This window comes from Dactylosporangium cerinum (genome assembly GCF_042653625.1).
In the GTDB taxonomy this organism is placed as follows: Bacteria; Actinomycetota; Actinomycetes; order Mycobacteriales; family Micromonosporaceae; genus Dactylosporangium; species Dactylosporangium cerinum.
In genome coordinates this window covers 1-20773 of record NZ_JBHSIU010000114.1, presented here as the reverse complement: position 1 = coordinate 20773, position 20773 = coordinate 1, and the positions used below count along the sequence as shown (strand labels likewise).

General features: G+C 72.0%; 17 protein-coding genes. 11 read left to right on the top strand and 6 right to left on the bottom strand.

Annotated features, from left to right (window positions below; translation table 11 throughout):
• Window positions 1–43: 43 nt before the first annotated feature.
• Window positions 44–673: a CatB-related O-acetyltransferase gene (locus ACFPIJ_RS56265; RefSeq protein WP_380127800.1), complete on the top strand. Its 630-nt coding sequence runs from the start codon at window positions 44–46 to the stop codon at window positions 671–673.
• A gap of 20 nt (window positions 674–693) precedes the next feature.
• Window positions 694–840 carry a hypothetical protein gene (locus ACFPIJ_RS56260; protein ID WP_380127799.1) on the top strand — a complete coding sequence of 49 codons (147 nt, stop codon included), beginning with the start codon at window positions 694–696 and terminating at the stop codon, window positions 838–840.
• 13 nt (window positions 841–853) lie between these two features.
• Here ACFPIJ_RS56260 and ACFPIJ_RS56255 read toward each other — a convergent pair whose 3' ends face one another.
• Window positions 854–1771 carry an ADP-ribosylation family protein gene (locus tag ACFPIJ_RS56255; protein ID WP_380127798.1) on the bottom strand — a complete coding sequence of 306 codons (918 nt, stop codon included), beginning with the start codon at window positions 1769–1771 and terminating at the stop codon, window positions 854–856.
• A 65-nt stretch (window positions 1772–1836) separates the two neighbouring features.
• On the opposite strand from ACFPIJ_RS56255, the gene ACFPIJ_RS56250 reads away from it, so the two are divergent.
• Window positions 1837–2337, top strand: coding sequence for a hypothetical protein (locus ACFPIJ_RS56250; RefSeq protein ID WP_380127797.1), 501 nt, complete (start codon window positions 1837–1839; stop codon window positions 2335–2337).
• A gap of 45 nt (window positions 2338–2382) precedes the next feature.
• Entirely contained in the window at window positions 2383–3768 is a 1386-nt protein-coding gene (locus ACFPIJ_RS56245) for a serine hydrolase domain-containing protein (RefSeq protein WP_380127796.1), read from the top strand.
• Between the two features lie 103 nt (window positions 3769–3871).
• Here ACFPIJ_RS56245 and ACFPIJ_RS56240 read toward each other — a convergent pair whose 3' ends face one another.
• Complete coding sequence (locus ACFPIJ_RS56240; protein ID WP_380127795.1) at window positions 3872–6187, bottom strand: heavy metal translocating P-type ATPase; 2316 nt, start codon at window positions 6185–6187, stop codon at window positions 3872–3874.
• Window positions 6188–6810: 623 nt separating this feature from the next.
• On the opposite strand from ACFPIJ_RS56240, the gene ACFPIJ_RS56235 reads away from it, so the two are divergent.
• Window positions 6811–7770, top strand: coding sequence for a universal stress protein (locus ACFPIJ_RS56235; RefSeq protein WP_380127794.1), 960 nt, complete (start codon window positions 6811–6813; stop codon window positions 7768–7770).
• 123 nt (window positions 7771–7893) lie between these two features.
• Here the strand turns inward: ACFPIJ_RS56235 and ACFPIJ_RS56230 are convergent, their stop codons facing one another.
• The gene (locus ACFPIJ_RS56230) at window positions 7894–8385 is read right to left on the bottom strand and encodes a DUF2231 domain-containing protein (RefSeq protein ID WP_380127793.1); all 492 of its coding nucleotides are present in this window, start codon (window positions 8383–8385) and stop codon (window positions 7894–7896) included.
• A gap of 63 nt (window positions 8386–8448) precedes the next feature.
• On the opposite strand from ACFPIJ_RS56230, the gene ACFPIJ_RS56225 reads away from it, so the two are divergent.
• The 4 genes from ACFPIJ_RS56225 (at window position 8449) to ACFPIJ_RS56210 (ending at window position 12852) form a co-directional block, all read left to right on the top strand.
• A complete protein-coding gene (locus tag ACFPIJ_RS56225; protein WP_380127792.1) occupies window positions 8449–9126 on the top strand; it encodes a response regulator transcription factor in 678 nt (225 codons plus the stop codon).
• Window positions 9123–10355, top strand: a complete 1233-nt coding sequence (locus ACFPIJ_RS56220) for a sensor histidine kinase (RefSeq protein ID WP_380127791.1) — start codon at window positions 9123–9125, stop codon at window positions 10353–10355. Before ACFPIJ_RS56225 ends, ACFPIJ_RS56220 begins: the two co-directional genes overlap by 4 nt.
• Window positions 10356–10808: 453 nt before the next feature.
• A complete protein-coding gene (locus ACFPIJ_RS56215; RefSeq protein WP_380127790.1) occupies window positions 10809–11825 on the top strand; it encodes a zinc-dependent alcohol dehydrogenase family protein in 1017 nt (338 codons plus the stop codon).
• A gap of 73 nt (window positions 11826–11898) precedes the next feature.
• Window positions 11899–12852 carry an alpha/beta hydrolase gene (locus tag ACFPIJ_RS56210; protein WP_380127789.1) on the top strand — a complete coding sequence of 318 codons (954 nt, stop codon included), beginning with the start codon at window positions 11899–11901 and terminating at the stop codon, window positions 12850–12852.
• Window positions 12853–12988: 136 nt separating this feature from the next.
• Here the strand turns inward: ACFPIJ_RS56210 and ACFPIJ_RS56205 are convergent, their stop codons facing one another.
• Window positions 12989–18013, bottom strand: coding sequence for an AAA family ATPase (locus ACFPIJ_RS56205; RefSeq protein ID WP_380127788.1), 5025 nt, complete (start codon window positions 18011–18013; stop codon window positions 12989–12991).
• Window positions 18014–18373: 360 nt separating this feature from the next.
• Here ACFPIJ_RS56205 and ACFPIJ_RS56200 point away from each other — a divergent pair, with 360 nt between their 5' ends.
• Both ACFPIJ_RS56200 and ACFPIJ_RS56195 read left to right on the top strand, forming a co-directional pair.
• Window positions 18374–18829: a winged helix-turn-helix domain-containing protein gene (locus tag ACFPIJ_RS56200; protein WP_380127787.1), complete on the top strand. Its 456-nt coding sequence runs from the start codon at window positions 18374–18376 to the stop codon at window positions 18827–18829.
• Window positions 18727–19257 carry a transposase gene (locus tag ACFPIJ_RS56195; protein WP_380127786.1) on the top strand — a complete coding sequence of 177 codons (531 nt, stop codon included), beginning with the start codon at window positions 18727–18729 and terminating at the stop codon, window positions 19255–19257. The genes ACFPIJ_RS56200 and ACFPIJ_RS56195 overlap by 103 nt, the downstream gene beginning before the upstream one ends.
• A gap of 68 nt (window positions 19258–19325) precedes the next feature.
• On the opposite strand, the gene ACFPIJ_RS56190 is transcribed toward ACFPIJ_RS56195, so the two are convergent.
• On the bottom strand, window positions 19326–19556 hold the full coding sequence (locus ACFPIJ_RS56190) for a hypothetical protein (protein ID WP_380127785.1): 231 nt from the start codon (window positions 19554–19556) through the stop codon (window positions 19326–19328).
• Window positions 19557–19987: 431 nt separating this feature from the next.
• A complete protein-coding gene (locus ACFPIJ_RS56185; protein WP_380127784.1) occupies window positions 19988–20647 on the bottom strand; it encodes a transposase in 660 nt (219 codons plus the stop codon).
• Between the last annotated feature and the right edge of the window lie 126 nt (window positions 20648–20773).

Here is a 20773-nt window from a genome sequence, read left to right as displayed (position 1 = left end):
GTATCGGCACGGACCGTGCCGTTATGGAAGGACATGCCTCGTAATGCCAGACCCCACCGTGCTGCACCCGATGCCCGGACAGCCGCGGGTGGTGCTGCTGAAACCGCTGGTCACCTCGCCGCTGATCGAGGTGGGAGAGTTCTCGTACTACGACGACCCGGACGACCCGACCGCGTTCGAGACCCGCAACGTGCTGTACCACTACGGGCCGGAGAAACTGGTCATCGGGAAGTTCTGCGCGCTGGGCGAGGGTGTGCGGTTCATCATGAACGGCGCCAACCACCGCATGGACGGCCCCTCGACGTTCCCGTTCCCGATCATGGGCGGCTCCTGGGCCGAGCACTTCGACCTCATCACCGGCCTGCCGGGACGCGGGGACACCGTGCTGGGCAACGACGTCTGGCTGGGCTACCGGGCGATGGTCATGCCGGGCGTACGCATCGGCCACGGAGCGATCGTCGCCTCCGGCGCCGTCGTGGTCGACGACGTCCCCGACTACGGCATCGTCGGCGGCAACCCGGCCAGGCTCCTGCGCCGGCGGCACAGCGACGCCGACATCGCCAGGCTCCTCGCCGTGGCCTGGTGGGACTGGCCGCCGCAGCGCATCACCGAGCACGTCCGCACGATCATGTCCGGCAGCGTCGACGACCTCGAGCGGTGCGCCGAGCAGTGACGGATTGGAACAGCGTCGCCATGCAACAGCACGCTGACGTGGTCGTTGTGGGCGCCGCCCGGCCGGGCTCATGCTCGCCGCCGAACTGCGCCTGGGCCGCGGCCGTCGACGCACCGGCCGGTCCCGCGCTGCGCGACGCGCTCTCCACCTGGTTCGGCCGCCCGTAACCGGGAGGCGGGTTCAGCGGACGAGGACGTCGACGGTGGGCAGCGCGGCGTTGGCGGCGTGCGCGTCGACGATGCCGGCGATCGCGTCGCGGCCGAGGAGGCGGTACCCGTCGGCGCGGAGCCGGCGGGCCACCTCCCGGTCCTCGTCGCGGGCCAGCCAGTGCAGCTCCCCTCCGACGGCGAGGGCCAGCGCGGGCCGCCCGGCCGTCAGCTCCGCCTCGGCGCGTCCGATCCACGCCGTGGCCTCGGCCCCACCGGCTCGCAGGTCCTCGAGGCGGGCGTCGGAGCGGTCGAGCTGCGGGTCCCCGGCGTCGGCGGGCAGCAGCGGGAAGACCGAGACGGCGGTGCGCCCCCGCGGCGACCCGGCCCACCGGGAGGGACCGTCGGCCTCGACCACCGCGTTGTCCGCGTCGACGAACCAGTCCAGCGCGTCCAGCAGCGGCCGCACCTCATCGGCGCTGTCCTGCCGGACCGACACGGTCAGTCCGTACAGCTCGCCGAGCAGTGTCCGGTACCCGTTCACCCAGGTCTCGGCGCTGTCCCTGGCGTAGTTGTGCACGATGGAGGTGGGCATGTCGGCCGGGTCGTCGTACCAGAGCCCGTAGTGCAGCCCGTCGCTGCCGCCGCTGAGGACGGTCACGAACTCGGCCGGGTCGCACAGATAGCGGGCGTGCAGGCGCTCATCGATCCCGTCGCGGGCCCGCCGCTCCAGCCCGCCGTCCTCGAAGTACTCGGTGAGCCCGAACGGCGACACCATCAGGTGGTCGAGGGCCATGCGCTCGGCGGTGTCGGCGCTGTCCCAGAACGCGCTGAAGACGGCCAGGTGCCGGGGGAGGCGCAGGCCGTGGACGCGCTGGACCCGCTCGGCCACCGCGGGGTGCCGCTCGTGCATCTTGTCCAGCGACGCCAGCCGCCGCGCATCGGTGTCCACCGGCGCATGGTAGCTGCGGCAACGCCGTGCTCTAGGGTTCGAGGCGGCCGGGTGAGAGGGAGACGGTGACCAGTTTCGGGACGGGAATGCTGTACATGATGGCCGACGCCGACCTGTCCGAGGGGCCGTCCGGTCCGGCGGTGGCGTGGCTGTCGGAGATCGCGGCGGTCGGGCTGAGCCGCCGGTTCCGGGAAACGGTCGGCGAGCGGGTCGTCGAGTTCACCTACGACGGCGGCGAGGTCGGCGTGCGGTGGCTCAGCGACGCGGAGGCCGCCCCGATCCTGGCGGAGGGCGGCGACTGGGGCGACGCCCTGCGGGACTGGCCGTCGGCGCTGGACCACGACCTGCACCTGCCGAACTGCACCGCCGACACGGCCGGCACGGTCGAGGCCGACGGTCTGCAGGTCGACGGGTCGTACTTCACGCCGATCGAGCTGACCATCGCCGGCCTCCGCGAGGCACTTGCCGACCGTGAGGACCTGGAGGACCGCGACTTCCTCGAGACCGAGGTGCTCGCCCGGCTCGAGTTCTGCCGGACCCACGACCTGATCTTCGTCGTCTACTGACCCGACGGTCCGCGGCTGGGCGGGAAGCGTGTGAGAATGCGGCTCATGTCGTCAGACCGTCGGCTGGACCGGCGCGCGGTGTTGGGCGCCGGGCTGGCCGCGACCGTCGCGACCCTGGCCGGGTGCGGGGACAAGGGCGACCCGGCCGGCGGCACACCCAGCGGGAGCGCGGAGGCGGCCGCCGCTGACGGCGCGACCGGCGACACCGCAGGAGGCGGCGCGGGGCTCGGGCCGGCGTCGGCAAGCGCGTCGGCGCCGGGGCAGCAGGTGCTGGCGGCGCCGTACAGCGGCAAGCTCGTGGAGATTCTGCAGCAGTACCTCGTGCCGACCAGCGCGAACCCCAAGCACCCGGGCTACGCGGGTGCGGTCGTCCTGACCAACGTCGGCGGGAAGGTGACCACGCACGCGGCGGTCGGCGACGCGCTGCGGTACGGGTCCGGGGCGGTCGAGCTGCCGGCCAAGTCGCGGGTGGCGATGCGCCCCGACTCGATCTTCGACGTCGCGTCGGTGACGAAGATCTTCACCACCATCCTCGCGGTGCAGCAGGCGGACCGGGGCAAGCTGGATCTGTCCGCGCCGGTCGCGCAGTACCTGCCCGCGTTCGACGGGCCGGGGAAGGCCGCGGTCACGGTGCAGATGCTGCTGACCCACACCAGCGGCCTGCCGGTCGGGCCGTCCATCCCGGAGACCTCGAAGCAGCCCGACGTCACGGCCCGCTGGAATTCCATCATCGCCACGCCTCTCGCCGACGGTGTGGCGGCCGGCTCGCTGTTCCGGTACACCAGCCTCGGCCTGCTCCTCACCCAGAAGATCCTCGAGAAGATCACCGGCAAGCCCCTCGACCAGCAGGTGAAGAACGACATCACCGGCCCGTTGGGGCTGCGCGACACCGGCTTCAAACCGCTCGGGTGGCTCAGCGCGGCGGACAAGGCGAACCGGCTCGTCGCCACCGACGCGCGGACCTCACGCGGGCTGCTGCGCGGCACGGTCCACGACGACATCTGCAACGTGCTGGGTGGCGTGGCCGGGTCCGCGGGCATCTTCACCACCGCCGCCGACCTGTCGGTGATCGGGCAGATGTTGCTCGGCGGTGGCCAGTACAACGGCAAACGCCTCATCTCCGACGGCGCGGTGCGCAACATGTTCACGAACAAGAACGCCGGACTGCCGGCCACCGACGTCGACCGGCCCAACCGGACGTCCACCCACGGCATCGGGTTCGAGCTGGACCAGCCGTGGTTCATGGGCCGCCTCGCCGGCCCGGGCACGTTCGGGCACACCGGGTTCACCGGCTGCGAACTGGTGGTCGAACCGCGCCGCAGGCTCGTCCTGGTGCTGCTGACCAACCGCGCCCACCCCAACTGGAGCTGGGCCAACCCCGACCCGACCCGGGTCGCCGTGGCCGACGCCATCGCCGCCGCGATGCCCTGACCGCGACGCGACGATGGCCGGGACTGGTGCTCCACCCACCTGCGCCACGCCGCCCCACACCCGCAAGGTCGCCCACGGGCCGCGGTCGACCCGGAACGCTCCTTCAGGTCGGCGACGGCATGAGGCTGAACGCGTTCTCCTCCTCCTGGGCGTTGTGCAGCTGCATGATGGCGTACAGGCCGTAGAGGCCGGCCCGTAGTTCGACGACGTCGTCCGGCTCCGGCCGGTCGCCGATGTCCTGCGTGGCGCGGCGTAGCCGGCGGACCTGGTGCTCGATCTCGGCGTGGGTGCGGCTGAGCGCCCCGATCGGGTCAGGCCCGCCGAGAGCCCGCGCGACGATCGGCAGCAGCTGGTCCTCCTCGGCACGTTCGTGCGGCAGGAGGTCGGTCTCGAGGCGGTCCAGGAGCCCCCGCAGGGGCCTCAGGTCGGGCCGGGTGACCGAGAGGTCGTCGGCGACGGCGCGGATCTGTTCGACGAGGGGCCGGATCGCAGTGTGCTGTGCGTACAACCGTCTGGCCGCAGCGAGGTCGGCGGCTGGCAGGGTGACGGTGTGCGTGCGCCCCGGCAGCAGGGCCGTCAGGGCGAGGCCGATGGCGGCGACGTCGATCGCCTCCTGCAGGATGGCACCGGCCACCGGTGTCAGCAGCCCGGCCGCGGCCGGGACCATCGCGGCCAGCGACAAGGCCATGCCGGCGGCGGCCGAGCGGCGGGCGATGCGGTGGCTGCGCCGGGCGATGAGGAGTGCGTCGGCGAGGCCGTCGATGCGATCGGCGGTGAGCACGATGTCGGCGGTCTCGGCCGAGGCGGTGACGCCACGTGCGGCCAGGGCCACGCCGACCCCGGCGGCGGCGAGCGCGGGGGCGTCGTTGACCCCGTCGCCGACCATGATTGTCGGCGCCGTGCGCTGCTCCGTGCCGACGATGGCGAGCTTGTCGGCCGGGTCGCGGTCGGCGTACACCGCGTCGACCCCGACAATGCGTCCCACGGTCTCGGCGATGTCGGCCCGGTCACCGGTGACCAGGACCGTGCGTTCGATGCCGGCGTCGCGCAGGGTGCGCATCATGCGCGGCGCGTCGGGCCGGAGCGGATCGGTGAGCAGCAGTACGCCGGCGGGCCGGCCGTCCACCGCGGCGAACACGGTCAGCGAGCCGTCCAGCGCGGCGCGACGGCGGGCCCGGCGCACCCAGTCCGGTGCCGGACCGTCGACGACCCAGGCCGCTTTGCCAAGGCGCACCGGGTGACCGTCCACCACACCTTCAATGCCGAAGCCGTGCTGTTCCCGCACGCCCGACGCCGGCGACAGGGCCAGCCGGCGATCGCGGGCGGCGGTGACGATGGGCGCCGCGAGCACGTGCGCCGACGCCTGGTCGAGCGAGGCGGACAGCCGCAGTACCTCGTCGGCCGGCCTGTCGCAGGCCGTGACCACCCCGGTCAGGACGGGTCGGCCGCGGGTGAGCGTGCCGGTCTTGTCGAACAGCAGGACCCGCCCGGCCGCCAGCCGTTCGAGAGCGGCGCCGCCCTTGAGGATGACGCCGCGCCCGGCCGCCCGGGACAGCCCGGACATGATCGCGATCGGGGCGGCCAGCAGCAGCGGGCAGGGGGTCGCCACGACGAGCACGGCCACGGCACGCACCGCCTGGCCCGAGATCGCCCATGCGAGCGCGGCCGTCAGCAGTGTCAGCGGCACGAAGGCCAGCGCGAACCGGTCGGCGAGGCGGATGAACGGCGCGCTGCCCGCCTGGGCCTGCTCGACGAGGCGTAGCACGCCCGCGTAGGTCGATGCGGCGGCGGTCTCGGTTGCCAGCATCCGCGTCACCGAGCCGGCGTTGACGACACCACTGCGGACGTCTTCGCCGGCGCGGCGCTCCACCGGCAGCGGCTCACCCGTCAGTGCCGACTCGTCGAACACGCCGCCGTCGAGCAGCCGGCCGTCGACGGGTATGAGTTCGCCGGCGCCGACCAGGAGCCGGTCACCGACCACGACCCGGTCCACGGGGATCTCCTCCACGCCGTCCGGCCCCTCGCGCCGCGCGATACGGGGCGCGCCGGCGGCCAGCCGGCCGAGCTCCCGGCGGGCTCGGGCCGAAGCGCGCGCCTCCAGCACGCCTCCGGTGAACAGCATGACAGCGATCACCGCGCCCGCGAGCGGCTCACCGACCAGCAATGCCCCCACCAGCGCCAGCCAGGCGACGACGTCCACCGACGGGCGACGGTGGAGCAGCGCCACGGCGATGGCGGCGGTCGAGTACGCCAGCCCGACCACCGTCGCCGCGGCCCACACCGCCGACGCCCAACCGGCCGCGCCCGCGGCGGCAACCGCCACGCCGCAGAGGAGCAGCAGGGTCGCCACCGCGAACAGGACGATCTCCCGCGCGACCCACAGCCCGGACAGCGCTCGAGCCGTGACGGTGTTCGGCACGATCTCACCCCCGTCGGTCAAGGATGTCCCATTGATCGGGTGGCATCCCGGCGAGCGGTGCCGGTCCGCCGGCGCGGCGCCGACACCCCGTTCCTGGTCCTCACCGTCAGCCCTCCTCCGCAGGCCGGTCCGGTCGCCGGTCGGCCGGCGTCATCGGCACATCCGCACCGCCGTGCGACGGCCCATTGGCCGATCGGCGCTCCCGACCACCGCAACGCAGCCGTCCGATGCCCACTGTGCGCCGGATCGACCGGTGGCGCCACGGCCGGATCGCCCGGGCCGCAGGGTCGATGGGCACTGTCGTGCGCCGCCGCGTCTCCACCGTGACGCCTCGCGGGTGGGCGTGCCACGCCCGTGGGGCGGCGCTGCCGGACGCGGGACGCCGTCCCAGCTCACCCGATCGGCATGATTCCTGGGCAGCGCCTGGCGTGACCCGCACGGCAGGAAGAGGCTGGAAGGGCCACGACCGTGCCACTGGGGCGCCGCCGGCGCGGTGGTCCTCGCCGTCGGCAGCCGCGGTCGCGGTGGGTTCACCGGGCTTGCTGCGCGGCCTGCATCCACTGCACCGGGCGCAGTGCCCGGGCTCGTTGATCACGTCGGTACGAATCCGGGAGGGGCACCTGATGGGGTACCGGTACGGACCCGTCGTCGTCGGTGTCGACGGATCCGCGGACAGCGTCGGGGCGCTGCGCTGGGCCGCGGACGAAGCCTGTCAGAAGGGCAGGGAGCTGCTCGCCGTGCACGCGCGCGATCCCGCGACGCCGTCTGACGGCGGTGCCGACATCGCCGGGCAAGCGGCCGAGGAGGCGCTGCGCTGGCGGCCCGGAGTCTGCGCCACCGGCGTGACGGACAGCGACGCCCCCGCCGAGGTGCTGCGCCGCCATACCCAGCGGGCCCGGCTGGTCGTGGTCGGCAGCCACGGCAGCGGGGGTAACCTGGCCGAGCCGCTCGGCTCCGTCTCCGACGCGCTCTGCAGGCAGGCGCACTGCCCGGTCCTCATCGTGCACGAGGCGAGACGCTGGGCCGACCCGTTCGCGGTGCTGCCCCATGTCGGTCCCGTCGTGGTCGGGTTCGACGGATCCGACGCTGCCCGCCGCGCGCTACGGCTCGCGTTCGAAGAGGCCGCCGGTCGTAGCAGGCGGCTCGTCGTCATCCAGGTCTGGAAGCATCCGCAGATGTGGATGCCCGGCGAGCACCGGGATCAGCACCCGGACGGGCCGCACTGCACGGATCTGACCAGCGACGAGACGGCCGTCCACGAGGCGCTCGTGTCGGCAGCCGAGCCGTGGCATGCGCAATTCCCGCTGGTCGACATGGAGCTGCGCAGCGAACCCGGTGACCCTGCCGAGGCGCTGATCGTCGCCTCCCAGTGGGCGATGCTCATGGTGCTCGGCACCCGGTGTTCCACCGATGCGGTCCAGCCGACCAACCCCTCCGTCAAGCGCCGCGTGCTGCGCACCATGGCCTGTCCCGCCCTCATCGCCCACGACGTCGCCGCGTACACCGGCGCAAGCTCCGCCGGTCTGGGCCTGTGCGCCGACCTGCCCGGGCCACCGGTTGCCGCTGACGGCGGCGGCCATTAGCCGATCACCGGCTGCGGTGGGCGATCGCCGCCCGGCGCTCCGACCGGCGGACGTTCGTCGGCCGGCCCGCACCGGAGCACGTCATCGGTCCTCGGGCGACGCCGCCCGCCGGGCCGGGGCCGGTCAGCGTCCCGGGCCGCGGGTCGACGCGGCCGGTGTGCGGTCCCACACCGCGCGGGCGCCGGAGTCGCCGACCCGGTAGACCTGCACGAGATTCGCCGCGGCGATGACCAGAGCGAGCACCGACAGCACGACATCGGTCATGCCGCGCCCCACCAGGCCGGTGGCGGCCCGGCCGGCCGCTGCGCGGCGGCGTGCCCAGAGCATCGCCACGATGACCGCGAGCAGTGGCAGGGCGAACCAGATGAGGGTGTCACCGAGCTCGGCGTGTGCACCGGGATCGCCGACGCGGTGCTCCAGGTCCTCCCCGCTGCTGGTGGCGATCGGTATGGCCACCGTCGCGAGTGCGGCGACGCCGACGATCAGCGGGCCGAAACGGTCGGTCAGCGACGGGCGGATCGCGAGCGCGGCGGCGCCGAGCACGGCCAGGGGCAGCAGCACCACCACCGCGTGCACGACGAGCGGGTGCAGCGGGAGTCCATTGAAGTCGGGCATGTGGACCACCCTGGCAGCGCGATCTTCGAGGATTCTTAGCCGGCGCCGTGCCAGGCTTGGCGCATGCCTCCCGCCGGCGACACCGCGCCCGCCCTGCTGCTCGTCGAGGACGAACGGGACCTGTCCGACATGCTGGTCGAGGTGCTGACCGAGGAGGGATACCGGGTCGACCGTGCCGGCGACGGGCAGTCAGGGCTGCACTTCGGCCTCACCCGGCGCTACGACGTCATCGTGCTCGACCGTGGCCTGCCGGCGGTCGACGGTCTGGACGTGCTGCGCAAGCTGCGGGCGCGGGGCGTCACGACCGCGGCGTTGCTGCTGACGGCGCGCGGTGCGGTCACAGACCGGGTGGAGGGGCTCGACGCGGGTGCGGAGGACTACCTCGTCAAGCCGTTCGACCTCACGGAGTTGCTCGCCCGGCTGCGGGCGCTGCGCCGCCGCCATCAGCAGCACGCGGACCGGGTCGCGGTCGGGGACCGGTGGCTGGACCTGGACGCCAGGCAGGTCCGCGACCGCACCGGGCGGGCGGTGACGCTGTCGGAACGTGAGTGCGCCCTGCTGCGCACGCTGGCCACCCGGCCGCGGCAGGTGTTCAGCCGCGACGACCTGCGCTCGCTGGTGTTCGACGCGGCGGAGAGCCCCGGCGTCGTCGACACCTACGTGCACTACCTGCGGCGCAAGCTCGGCCGCGATGTGGTCCGCACCGTGCACGGGCTCGGCTACCAGATCGGCGCGGCATGAACGGCACACCCGACGCCCGGATGGTCCGCCGTGCGGCGATCGGCATCGCGGCGCAGGTCGCCGCCGCGGTCGCCGCCACCGTGCTGCTCGTCAGCGTCCTGGCCTACTCGCTGACCGTGCGGGCCGAGCACCACGACGAGGAACGCATCGTCCGCACGGTCACCGAATCCGCCGGCCCGCAGCTGATCGGTTCGGACGGTGTGGTGCTGCTGCACCGCGACGCTTCCGGCTCGGTGCGCTCCGGCCCCGCGGTGCCCGAGGCGGTGTCCCGGCTGGACCTGGGGCGGCTGCGGGCCGGACGGGGCAACGCCGGCGTCGCCGGTCGCGAGTACGAGACATATGCGGTCGACCGGCCCGACGGCAGCCGGACCGTCGGGCTGCTCGACGTGACCAGCCGGGAGGAGTCGGGGGAGCGGCTGGTCGGATCGCTGCTGCTCGGCGGACTGGTCGGCATCGCCGTCGCGGGCGCGGCCGGACTGCTGCTCGGGCGCCGCGCGGTGCAGCCGCTGGGCAGGGCGCTGGACCTGCAGCGGCGCTTCGTCGCCGACGCGAGCCACGAGTTGCGCACGCCGCTGGCGGTGCTGCACACCCGCGCCGAGCTGATTCAGCGCCGGCTCGCCCGCGCCGGTGACCTCGCCGACGAACGCCTGCGCGCGGACGTCGCACGGTTGACGACCGACACCCGCGCCCTCGGTGAGGTCGTCGAGGATCTGCTGCTGTCGGCCGAGCTGCAGCACCGGCCGGCGGCGGGTGTCCCGATCGACGCCGGTGACCTGGTCCGGGAGCTGGTCACGTCCGTCGGCCCGCACGCCGAACGCCGGGGCGTCACCCTCGCCGCGGACACGGGCGGCGGCGTGCTCATGGTGCAGGGCGTGCGCTCCTCACTGCGCAGGGCCCTCGCGGCTCTCGTCGACAACGCGCTGGCTCACGTCGACACGGGTGGCAGCGTCACCGTCGGCGCGCACGGCGGCGGTGGCCGGGTCCGTGTCGCGGTCACCGACGACGGCGACGGCCTCGATCCGTCCGGAGCGGACGATCTCATGCGTCGCTTCGCCCGCGGCAGCGGCCACGCCGACCGCGAGCGACGCCGCTTCGGCCTCGGGCTCGCACTCGTCAACGAGGTCGTCCAGGCCCATCGCGGGCGCCTCGAGATTTCCGGCAGCCCGGGCCACGGTGCCAGGTTCGTCATCGATCTCCCCGCTGCGCGCGAGCCGGGGACGTCCTCGTGAAGCGGTGACCACGACCGTCGTGGGCGCCGGCCGCGGGATGTTCGCCCCCGCACAGGTGGGGTGTGGAGGAACGACGACGGGTGGACGGATCCGTCGCGGTCGCGATGTCCGGTGCTCCGTTCCGCGCCGTGGCACGCGGTGCCGCCCGCCACGGCAGCATCGGGATCAGGCCGACTTCGGCGCGTGCACGATCAGCACCGGGCAGGTGCCAGTGGTGGACGCAGCCGATCCGCGGCCGGGCGCCGGTCCGGCACTACCTGGACGGCCTCCTTCACGATGCGACGGCGGTCCACCCTCCACGATCATCCGCTGCTGGCCGGGCCGGAAGGGTCGATGGTCCCGTCCGGCCGGGCCGTGCTCGAAGCCCTTTCCGCCCTCGGCGGGCCGGTGAGCGCCTCGGCCTGCCGGCCCGCGGTGTGGTGTAGGGCCCGCCGTGGTGGGCAGGAGCCGCGGATGCGAACGATGACCGCGTGGCGCGTCGACCGGCCCGGGCCGATCGACGGGCGGCCGCTGCGGATGACGTCGGCGCCGGTGCCCGAGCCGGGGCCGGGTGAGGTGCTGATCCGGGTCAACGCATGTGCCGTGTGCCGCACCGACCTGCACCTGGCCGAGGGCGACCTGCCACCCCACCGTCCGGGTGCCGTGCCCGGTCACGAGGTGGTGGGTGAGGTCGAGCAGCTGGGCGGGGACACCGGCGACCTGCGGGTGGGGGACAGGGTGGGCGTGGCGTGGCTGCGCCACACGTGCGGCACCTGCCGGTACTGCCGCTCCGGGGCGGAGAACCTCTGTCCGTCCTCGCTCTACACCGGCTGGGACGCCGACGGCGGGCTCGCCGAATACTGCGTCGCGCCGGCCGAATACATCTACCGGATGCCGTCGCGGTACGACGATGCCCACGCCGCCCCGCTGCTGTGCGCCGGGATCATCGGCTTCCGGGCGTTGCGCCGGGCGGACCTGCCGCCGGGCGGCCGGCTGGGCCTGTACGGCTTCGGCGCGTCCGCGCACCTGACGGCGCAGGTCGCGCTCGCACAGGGCGCCACGGTGCATGTCCTGACCCGCTCGGTCGAGGCCCAGCGGCTGGCCCTGTCCCTCGGTGCCGCGTCGGCCGGTGCCGCGGCGGACGCGCCGCCGGAGCCGCTGGACGCGGCGATCCTGTTCGCTCCCGTCGGCGACCTGGTGCCCGTCGCGCTGTCCGCGCTCGATCGCGGCGGCACGCTCGCGGTGGCCGGCATCCACCTGACCGACATCCCGCCGCTGCGCTACGCCGACCACCTGTTCCAGGAGCGGACCCTGCGCAGCGTCACCGCCAACACCCGCCAGGACGGCCACGACTTCCTGGCGTTCGCGCAGGACCACCCGCTGCGGGTCACCGTCACCCCGTATCCGCTGTCCGGGGTGGACCGGGCACTGGCCGACCTCGCTGCGGACCGGGTGGAGGGTGCCGCCGTCATGACGCTGCCGGGCCACTGAATCTCGATGCCGCCAGTCTGGCCGCCGCCGGGTCGCACGTTCGAGGCGACGCACGGTGGGCAGGGACACCCGTATGGGTTTCACGATGGATGCTCAGGTCGCGGACGCGTTCGCGCCGATCGCCGAGGCGGCGGCCGGCACCACCCCACCACCCGTCGGTGACGTGGCCGCCCGCCGGGTTGCGTTCGAGGGGCTGATCGCGCACATCGACGGCGCGCAACCCACCCCGGACGACGTCACCAGCAGCGACTTCATGCTGACCACCGCCGACGGCGTCCCGATGCGGCTGCGCTGGTACAGCAAACCCGGGAGCCGGTCCGGCCGGGCGGCGGTGTACTTCCACGGCGGCGGGATGATCCTCGGACATCTGGACCTGTTCGACGGGATCGTCTCCCGGTACGTGTCAGCCTCCGGCACCCCGATCCTGTCGGTCGACTATCGCCGCGCGCCCGAGCACCCGCACCCGACGCCGGTCGAGGACGCCTACGAGGGGCTGGTCTGGCTGCACGAAAACGCTGTGGGACTCGGCGTCGACCCGGCCAGGGTGGCGGTCTTCGGCGACAGCGCCGGCGGGGGACTCGCTGCGGCGGTGTCCATCCTCGCCCGGGACCGGCAGGGCCCACAGATCGCCAGGCAGATCCTGGTCATGCCGATGCTGGACGACCGCAACGTCACCCCGGATCCGCGCCTCGAACCGTTCGTGGGCACCTGGACCTGGGACGACAACCGCACCGGCTGGCGGGCTCTGCTCGGCGACGCCGCCGGTGGCCGGGACGTGTCGCCGTATGCCGCGCCCGCCCGGCTCGCCGACTGCACCGGGCTGCCGCCGGCCTACATCGAGGTCGGCCAGCTCGACATCTTCCGCGACGAGGACCTCACCTACGCGCTGCGGCTGTCCCGGGCCGGCGTCCCGGTCGAGTTCCACCTGCACCCGGGCGTGCCGCACGAGTTCGACGGGATCGCCTTCGCCGCCGACGTCGCCAAACGCGTCGTCGCCGACCGCATCCGGGCCCTCAACACCTTCTGACATCCGACACCTGCCACGGCAGCCGGGCGCAGACCACCTGGAGAGGCGGTCACTCTTGCTCACCCGAGCCGGCGGGCGCCGGCACCGAGGGGATGCTACGGGAGCGCATCGACGCCCGCACCATCACAGCCATGCATCATAATCTATCCGTCGTCTTTGAGTTACGGATCAATACCTTGGCACTCCCGCCCGTTCTCGCGGCGGTGAACGGGAGCTCCAGGCGCAGGCTGGTCCCCGCCCCGTGGGGGCTGTGGAGAAAGATTCGGCCGCCGAGCGCCTCTATGCGGTCCTTGAGGCCGACCAGGCCGGTGCCCCGGGCGAAGTCGGCGCCACCGACGCCGTCGTCCTGAACCGCGACGCGCAGGACACCGTCGACGGCGTCGGTCTCAACGGTGACCGTGACGGCCGAGGCCCGCGCATGCTTGGCCGTGTTCGTCAGCGCCTCGGCGACGACGTAGTACGTGCTGACCTCGACATGCTCGGGCAGCCGCCCCTCCGCGCGCATGTCCAGGTGGACCGGGATCGGCGAGCGGCGGGCGAGCGCCCGCAGCGCCGGGCTGAGGCCGCCCTTGGTCAGGATCGCCGGATGGATGCCGCGTGCGATCTCGCGCAGCTCGTCCAGTGCGCCGACCGTCTCGGCGACGGCGCCGTCGAGCTGCGCGCGGAGCGCGTCGAGCTCGAGTGGCACCGCCGCCTGCGCCGTGCGCAGGTGCAGCGCCAGCGCGACCAGTCGCTGCTGAGCGCCGTCGTGCAGGTCCCGCTCGATACGCCGGCGGGTCTGATCGGCGGTGGCGACGATCCGCGCACGAGACGTGGTGAGCGCAGCGTACAGCTGTGTGTTGTCGAGGGAGACGGCGAGTTGGCCGGCGATGAGCTTGACAGCGTCGAGCCAGTCGGTGGTGAAGGCGCCGCGGATGAGGCGATTCTCCAGCAGCAGCACCGCCCGCAGCGTGCCGCGGTTGAGGATGGGCACGGCCAGCAGTGAGCAGCAAGTGATGTCGGTGAAGTACGGGTCGCGGGCGAAGCGGTCGTCGCGGGTGGCGTCTCCCACGACCAGCGGTTCACGGATCCGCTGGGCGTATCGCAGCACGGACATCGGCACCATGTGCTCGTGGCCGGTGCCGCTGACCGGGATGACGCCGCCGTCGCCGCCGCCGCCGGGTGCGGACAGCTGCCAGTCTTGCCGGTCGCCGTTCCACAACAGCAGGTGTACGCCGGTGGCGCCGGTCATTGCGCTGAGCACCTCGACGAGACGGGAGTGCAGCCCTTCAACGTTGGTCTCGGAGCTCAGCGCCTGCGACGCGGACAGGATGCCGAACAGGTCGATCGTTCCGGTCATGACGGTGGAGCGACGATGATGAAGATCGACGGGGTGGTAGGCGGCGTGCCCGGCGGTCGGCTCGGCTTGTGGTCGCAGGGTCGGGTACGCCCAGTCCAGTTGGTGGACTTTCGCTGTCGCGCCCCATGCGAGGTATTCCTGGCGGGCCTCGGCGAGAAGGTTCCAGCCCACGTGTTCGACGCCGTGGGCAAGGTAGAAGCGGGCCGCGTGTTCGGTGATCAGGGCCTGATGCCATGGACGCTGACGCTGGGCGACCTCGCGCCGCGCGTCGTCGAAGGCGAGGACGGCGGCGCGGAAGTCGCCGACGGCCCAGGCCCGCTCCGCCTCGAGCAACCGCAGCAGGTGCAGGAAATTGTCCGGCGCATTCGCGGCCCGTGCGGCCAGCCACTCAGTCACATCGTCCAGTTCGGGAAGCAGACCGCCGCGCTCGTCACCATGACTGTCACGGGCCTGCCCGGCGAGGGCAAGCCCGTGCAGCAGGTGGGCCATGGCGATCGTGTGGAGGCTAGCCGCAGTCGGTAGCAGCGGCATCGCCGCCGTGGTGTGCCGCGCCAGCGCGACCTGATCACCGAAGATGGCGGCGGCGAGCGCGCGGGTGACATGCGCGTGGAGAAGCGCTTGGACGTTGTCGGCGTATCTGTCGGCGGGGACCGCCGCACCGGCTACGATGGTGCTTTCGCCGCGCAGCACACCAGCCAGCCACTGGTAGCTGTCGAACGATTCGCCGATCTGCCTGCCGCCGGTCCGCCGCACGAAGGCAAGTCCGGCCTCCACCTCCGCGACGTGGACGTCCAGCGATGGCGCGCTGTCCAGCAGGCCCCCCGTGGCCGGGTGATAGGTGTATCCGGCGTTGGCCAGGTCGCCCCCCGCGATCAACCCTTCCCGGGCACGCTGAGCTGCTTGGACACTGTTTTCGATCGGTTCGAACCAGCAGCTCAGGAGAGCGGAGAGGAAGCGCACCTGCGAGGTGTCGGGCTCGTAGCCGCGGGCCTCGCCCAGCGCCAGGACCCGCCGCATCGCCTGCCACCCGACGGCGTAGTCGCCGCGCATTGTGCCAGCGGCGAAGGCGGTGTGGCTCACCGGTCCGAGGAGAGCACAGGCGGGGCCGTGCTCGATCCAGATCCGCAGCGCTTCCAGGCTCAGCCAGGCGAGCGTGGCGTGGTCGGCGGACATGTGAGCCGCCGGCAGGATCGCGTTGATCAGACGGGCCGTGACGAGCAGCCTCGCGTCGGTGACCTCCGGGCGAGCCAGATCATCCGCGGCGTCGATGTGGTCCAGCCACCAGTACAGATGATCGAACTGGTGGTCGAGCTCGCTGGAGAGCCGGTCCGCAACGGGCACGGTGATGCCGAGTTCACGCAACGACTGGATACCCAGCCCGATCGCCTCGACGAAACGGTTCCGGTGGGTCAGGCTGCGTGCCTGCACCACCGTCGCGTCCGCCCGGTCCATGGCATTGGTGCACAGCCCTTCGATCGTGCGGTACTCGTCGTCCGCTTCCTCCAGGCGCCCCATGCTGTACAGGGCGGCGTGGCGGTAGGTGTGCACCTCCGCGAGCGTGGCGACGTCGCCCGGGTCGACAAGCTGCAGCACAGCGGCCAGCAGCGCGTTCACCAGCGCGTGGTCCCCGATCAACGTCGCCTGATCGGCAGCGCGCCGCAGCAGACCCACCACCATCCGCCGCTCCGCCGGGTTGTCGACCGCGTCGACCACCCGCAGGTACTGCTCCGCCGCGCACGCAAACCGCTCCGGCACCCCAGCCAGCCGCCGCGCCATCGCCAACCGCAGGGTACGGCGCCGCTGCGGACCCAGCCCGCGCAGGACCACCTCCCGGATCCGGTCGTGGCGGAACCGCACCGCCTGGCGTATCCCGGGTTCCAAAACCAGCAGGCCCTCGTCGAGGGCGGGCGCCAGCCGCTGTTCCACCACGCCACGCGGCGCGGCGACGGCGGCCTGCAACTCGCTCAACTCGGTTCGCCCGCCAAAACACGCCATCTCCTCCACCACCTGCCGCGACGGCGCCGGCAGGGCCTCAACCCGCGCCGCCAGCAGCCCGGCGACCTCGGACTGGCCCAGGTGAGTGCGAACCGCCGCCGCGTCCCACCGCCACCCGGCGGCCGTCGCGGACAGCACGCCGTCGCGGCGCAGCGCGTTGAGGACTTCCACCGTCTCGTATGGATTGCCGGACGTACACGGGTTGATCACCTCGACCAAGCCCGCCGCCGCAGCCCGGTCCGCGTGCAGCATCTCAGCAGCCATGGCGACAGAGCCGGATACCGGCAGGTTGCCCAGCCGCAGGTGCCGCACTGCGGGCTGTTCCCGCCACCGGGACAGTGCCGCCGCCAGCGGATGCGTCGCGTCCACGTCGCCGTCGCGGTACGCACCCACGAGCAACAGACCGTCGATCTGCTTCTCGCTCAACACGAGGTCGACGACGCCCAGTGGCGTGCGCCCCGCCCACTGCAGGTCATCGACGAACAGCACCAGCGGTCGTTTCCGCGACACGACCGCCCGCAACACCTCCACCGCCGTGCGCTGCGCCCGCACCTGCGCGGTCAGCGGATCCCCGGGATCGGGCTGCACCGCCAGCAGCGCGGCGAAGACCGGCTGTACCGCGGTCAGCAGACCCACGTTCGGGCCGACCGCCTCCAAGATCCGCTCGCGGACCTGCGCCAGTTCTTCCTCCGGCTCGGCCAGCAACAGCCGACCCAACGCGCGAAGCGCCTGGTACACCGCGTCGAACGCCAGATCGCGCCGATACTGGTCGAACTTGCCCGCCACGAACCAGCCATCACTGCCCGTCACCACCGGCCGCAGCTCATCGACCAACGCCGTCTTGCCCACCCCCGGCGCCCCACCGACCAGCACCCCACGACACCGGCCCGCCAGCGCCTCCTCGAACGCCGCCTCCAGCGCCGCCACCTCGTCATCGCGTCCCACCAGCCGCGACGGCGGCAGCAGCTGCAGCGGAACATCCCGCTCGCCGACCCGCAGCCGAGCCGCCGCACTCGGGTCGGCGTCCCGCAACCGCTCCAGGTCGTAGACCACGCCCTCGGCCGTCTGGTATCGGTTGTCCGGCTCCTTCTCCAGCAGATGCATGATGATCTCGGACAACGGCGCGGGTACGGCTGGGTTCACCTCGGCGGGCGGCACCGGCACACGGGCCAAATGATCATGAGTCAGCCGCAACGGGTCTCCGCAGCCGAACGGCGGCGCGCCCGTCGCCAGCTCATACAGCAGCGCACCCAGGGCATACAGGTCGGCACGCTGATCCACCGATCGGCCGGTCCGCCCGGTTTGCTCCGGCGCCAGGTACGGCAAGGTCCCCACGATCTCGGTGTGGTGCGTGAACTCGGGACGAAGCTCGGCGAACGGCGTCGCCAAGGCGAAATCCACCAGGCAGGAGGCGCCATCGTCGCCGGAGATCAGGATGTTCGCCGGCGTGATGTCCCGGTGCATCACACCCCGCCGATGCATCCCCGCCACTGCCTTGGCCAGCCCCACTGCCAGCCCGATCAGGTCATCAACCGCCAGCGGCGTCGCCCGCCCGGCCAGGCTTGTGCCATCGACATCGTCCACGACGATTGCCCCCGGGTACTGCGGCGCCTCCACCAGTTGCGGGACTCCCGCGACACCACGCAGCCGCTCCAGGATCGTCACCTCATGCCGCAGCCGGCATTCCGCGTCTGGTCCCAACGGCTCTTTGAGGACAACCGTGCGCCCGGCAAGGAACAGCCGAGTCACGCGAGTGCGTTCGCTCTCATGCACTGCTTCACCCCGGACGGGCGGATCCCGGCCATGCGGCGCCTTGCCTGCTCCCATCCCGACACCTCCACGCGGAGTTGCAAATCCAGCCTATACCTTGCTTACGCCTATTTTTAGGACGAGGACGGCTATATTCGGCTTTCTGGGACGAGGACGGCTACATTCGGCGCCGTTGCGTTGTGGGATCGATGGACGCGTTGAGCCCGTGCTGGGTCCGGTGGGGTTCGATCGGCGTCGTTGGGTGACGTCAGTCGATGCGTGGGTATGCCGGTGAGATGCGGTATCCGCATGGTGGCGGTCTGACCGCCAAGGCGCGGACCAAGCGGGAAGCGGTGCGCAGAGAGGCTGCCGCGCTGTTGGGGGCAGGGTCTGCCGGTTGCGGAGGTCGCGTCTCGGCTGCGGGTCTCGGCCGAGATTGTGTACCGGTGGCGGCGCGCGATCGGCGAGGGTGGTGTGGAAGCCTTGGCGTCGAAAGGTTCCAGCGGCGCGTCCTGCCGGCTCGACGACGATCAGCTTCGCCGCCTGGGTGACGCGCTGGACCGAGGGCCGGTGGCGCACGGGTTCGGCCCGGACCAGCGCTGGACCCTCGCGCGGATCACCGAGCTCTTTGACCGGCTGTTCGGAGTGCGGTACACGCTGCGTGGAACGTCGTATCTGTTGCACCGCATGGGTTTCAGCCCGCAGGTCCTTGCTCGTCGGGCGGCCGAACAGGGCCCGGCGCAGATCGCGGACTGGCATACGCGGCGGTGGCCGTCGGTAAGAGATGAGCGGTGGCGCAGCGGGCCTGGATCTGCTTCGAGGACGAGGCGGGTCAGATGCTGCGACCGCCGAAGGCCCGGACCTGGGCCCGGTGCGGGCACATCCCGGTGGTGACCGTGACCGGGAAGGGCTCCGGCCGGGTCTCGATCGCCGGGCTGCTCTGCCTCAAACAAGGCCACCGCGGCCGGCTGATGTACCGCACCCTCACCCACCGCGGCCGCAAAGGCGAGCCGTCCAGCTCCACCGAAGCCGACTACATCGCCCTGCTCGACACCGCGCACCAACGCCTGGACGCGCCGATCGTCCTCGTCTGGGACAACCTCAACACCCACGTCAGCAAGGCCATGCGCGACTTCATCGACGGCCGCGACTGGCTGACGGTCATCCGGCTGCCCGCCTACGCCCCGGACCTCAACCCCACCGAAGGCGTCTGGTCCAACCTGAAACGCGGCATCGCCAACCTCACCGCCCACGGCGTTGACCACCTCGCCCGTACCGTCAAACGCCGCCTCCGCCGATGGGTACGCTCAGTGGCTGAGTGACTACGTGGCAATGCCCGCCGTTGGTGTCCGACGGCGGGCATTGCGGCAAACGTCCTGATCAGTTTCGGCTACGAAGGCGTACCGCGTTGGTGCGCCTCGAGCGTGGCTCGCTTGATGAACATGCGATAGGAGCAACCGAAGCGATCCGCATTCCGCATCAGGTCGATGCGGAACTGATCGTCCGGGAGGTCCCACAGCAGCATGCCGAATTCATCGAACAAGCGCAGTGCGGCCACGTCCTTGACGTAGGAGAGCACGTCACCTTCGGCGAGCAGAAACCATTCGCCGAAGGTGTCCATGCCGTCACCGCCCTGGTCCGATATCGTGCACACCGCGCTACTGCCGCCTGGACCTCCTCAAGATATAGGCGGCCCAATTGTCGGCGGCGGTGTGGTTCTCCTGGTCGCCAAAGGCAACCTGCCAAATTTCGTGACCGATGGTCTGTGCGGAGTCACGTGCACGTCTCGAAGCTGCGGCGCGTCGACTTGACCGTGGTTTACCGAGGGACGGCGATAGCGTTCGAGCTGTCAGCGGCGGCTTGCCGACGCTCGGCAGGCGTCGCTGACAAAGCCTCCTGGCCCAGGTCAGGCCGGAGGCTGCGGACGGCGCGTTGACCGGCGCGGTGCGTAACGAGACCAGCGGCGATCACCTGCGGGCCATCGGGTTTGCGCTCGCCGGCCTGGACCCGACCACCGCATAGAAGGAGAGGGCGCTGATGCCCCTATGTTTGTCAAGCGGTTCGTGGGGTTTGGCCTGCTGGGTTGCGCTGTTGGATGAGGTGGTAGACCTCGCGGGCGATGTAGCGCTTGAGGCAGCGGATGGCTTCGCGGCGGGTGTTGCCTTGGGCGGTGCGTCGGTCGAGGTAGTCGCGGGTGCGTTGGTCGGTGCGGGTTCTGGTCAGCGCGATGTGGTAGAGGGCGGCGTTGGCACGGTGGTCGCCGCCGCGGTTGAGCCGTCGTCGGCTGGTTTTGCCGGAGGAGGCTTCGACGGGGCTGACGCCGCAGAGGGCGGCGAAGGAGGCTTCGGTGTGCATCCGGTCGGGGTTGTCGCCGGCTGCGACGAGGAGCGCGGAGGCACTGTCGGGGCCGATCCCGTTGCGTTGCAACAGTTGCGGGGCGTGGGTGTCGAGCACTGCGGTGATCTGTTGCTGGAATTCGCGTTCCTCGGTGGTGAGGGTTTGGATGCGTCGGGCGAGGCGGCGCAGCGTGTATCGGGTGGCGGCGGCAACGTCGGTGGGGGTGGTATCCGGTAGGTCGGCGCAGTGGCGGATCAGGGCGGCGCCGGTGCAGCCGGCCAGCTGGTCGTGTAGGGCCGGGTCGGCGCTGACGATGACGGCTTTGAGTTGGTTGTATCTCCCTGGCAAGGCGGACCTGGTCGCGCAGAACGCCACCGGTACCTGGGTGACGCTGTCCGGCGGAGCGTCGTTCGGCGTACCCACCCAGTTCTCGGCGCCGGCGGTACCGGGACCTGAAGTGGCGCACTCAGGTCCGTAGGACCTTGATCACGGCCAGCACCC

Excerpts from the sequence above, each read along its gene's own strand:
- ACFPIJ_RS56190 (WP_380127785.1), bottom strand. The coding sequence starts at position 19,556 with ATGGACACCTTCGGCGAATGGTTTCTGCTCGCCGAAGGTGACGTGCTC.
- ACFPIJ_RS56265 (WP_380127800.1), top strand. The coding sequence starts at position 44 with ATGCCAGACCCCACCGTGCTGCACCCGATGCCCGGACAGCCGCGGGTG.
- ACFPIJ_RS56235 (WP_380127794.1), top strand. The coding sequence starts at position 6,811 with ATGGGGTACCGGTACGGACCCGTCGTCGTCGGTGTCGACGGATCCGCG.
- ACFPIJ_RS56210 (WP_380127789.1), top strand. The coding sequence starts at position 11,899 with ATGGGTTTCACGATGGATGCTCAGGTCGCGGACGCGTTCGCGCCGATC.
- ACFPIJ_RS56225 (WP_380127792.1), top strand. The coding sequence starts at position 8,449 with ATGCCTCCCGCCGGCGACACCGCGCCCGCCCTGCTGCTCGTCGAGGAC.
- ACFPIJ_RS56245 (WP_380127796.1), top strand. The coding sequence starts at position 2,383 with ATGTCGTCAGACCGTCGGCTGGACCGGCGCGCGGTGTTGGGCGCCGGG.
- ACFPIJ_RS56260 (WP_380127799.1), top strand. The coding sequence starts at position 694 with ATGCAACAGCACGCTGACGTGGTCGTTGTGGGCGCCGCCCGGCCGGGC.
- ACFPIJ_RS56215 (WP_380127790.1), top strand. The coding sequence starts at position 10,809 with ATGCGAACGATGACCGCGTGGCGCGTCGACCGGCCCGGGCCGATCGAC.
- ACFPIJ_RS56230 (WP_380127793.1), bottom strand. The coding sequence starts at position 8,385 with ATGCCCGACTTCAATGGACTCCCGCTGCACCCGCTCGTCGTGCACGCG.
- ACFPIJ_RS56205 (WP_380127788.1), bottom strand. The coding sequence starts at position 18,013 with ATGGGAGCAGGCAAGGCGCCGCATGGCCGGGATCCGCCCGTCCGGGGT.
- ACFPIJ_RS56220 (WP_380127791.1), top strand. The coding sequence starts at position 9,123 with ATGAACGGCACACCCGACGCCCGGATGGTCCGCCGTGCGGCGATCGGC.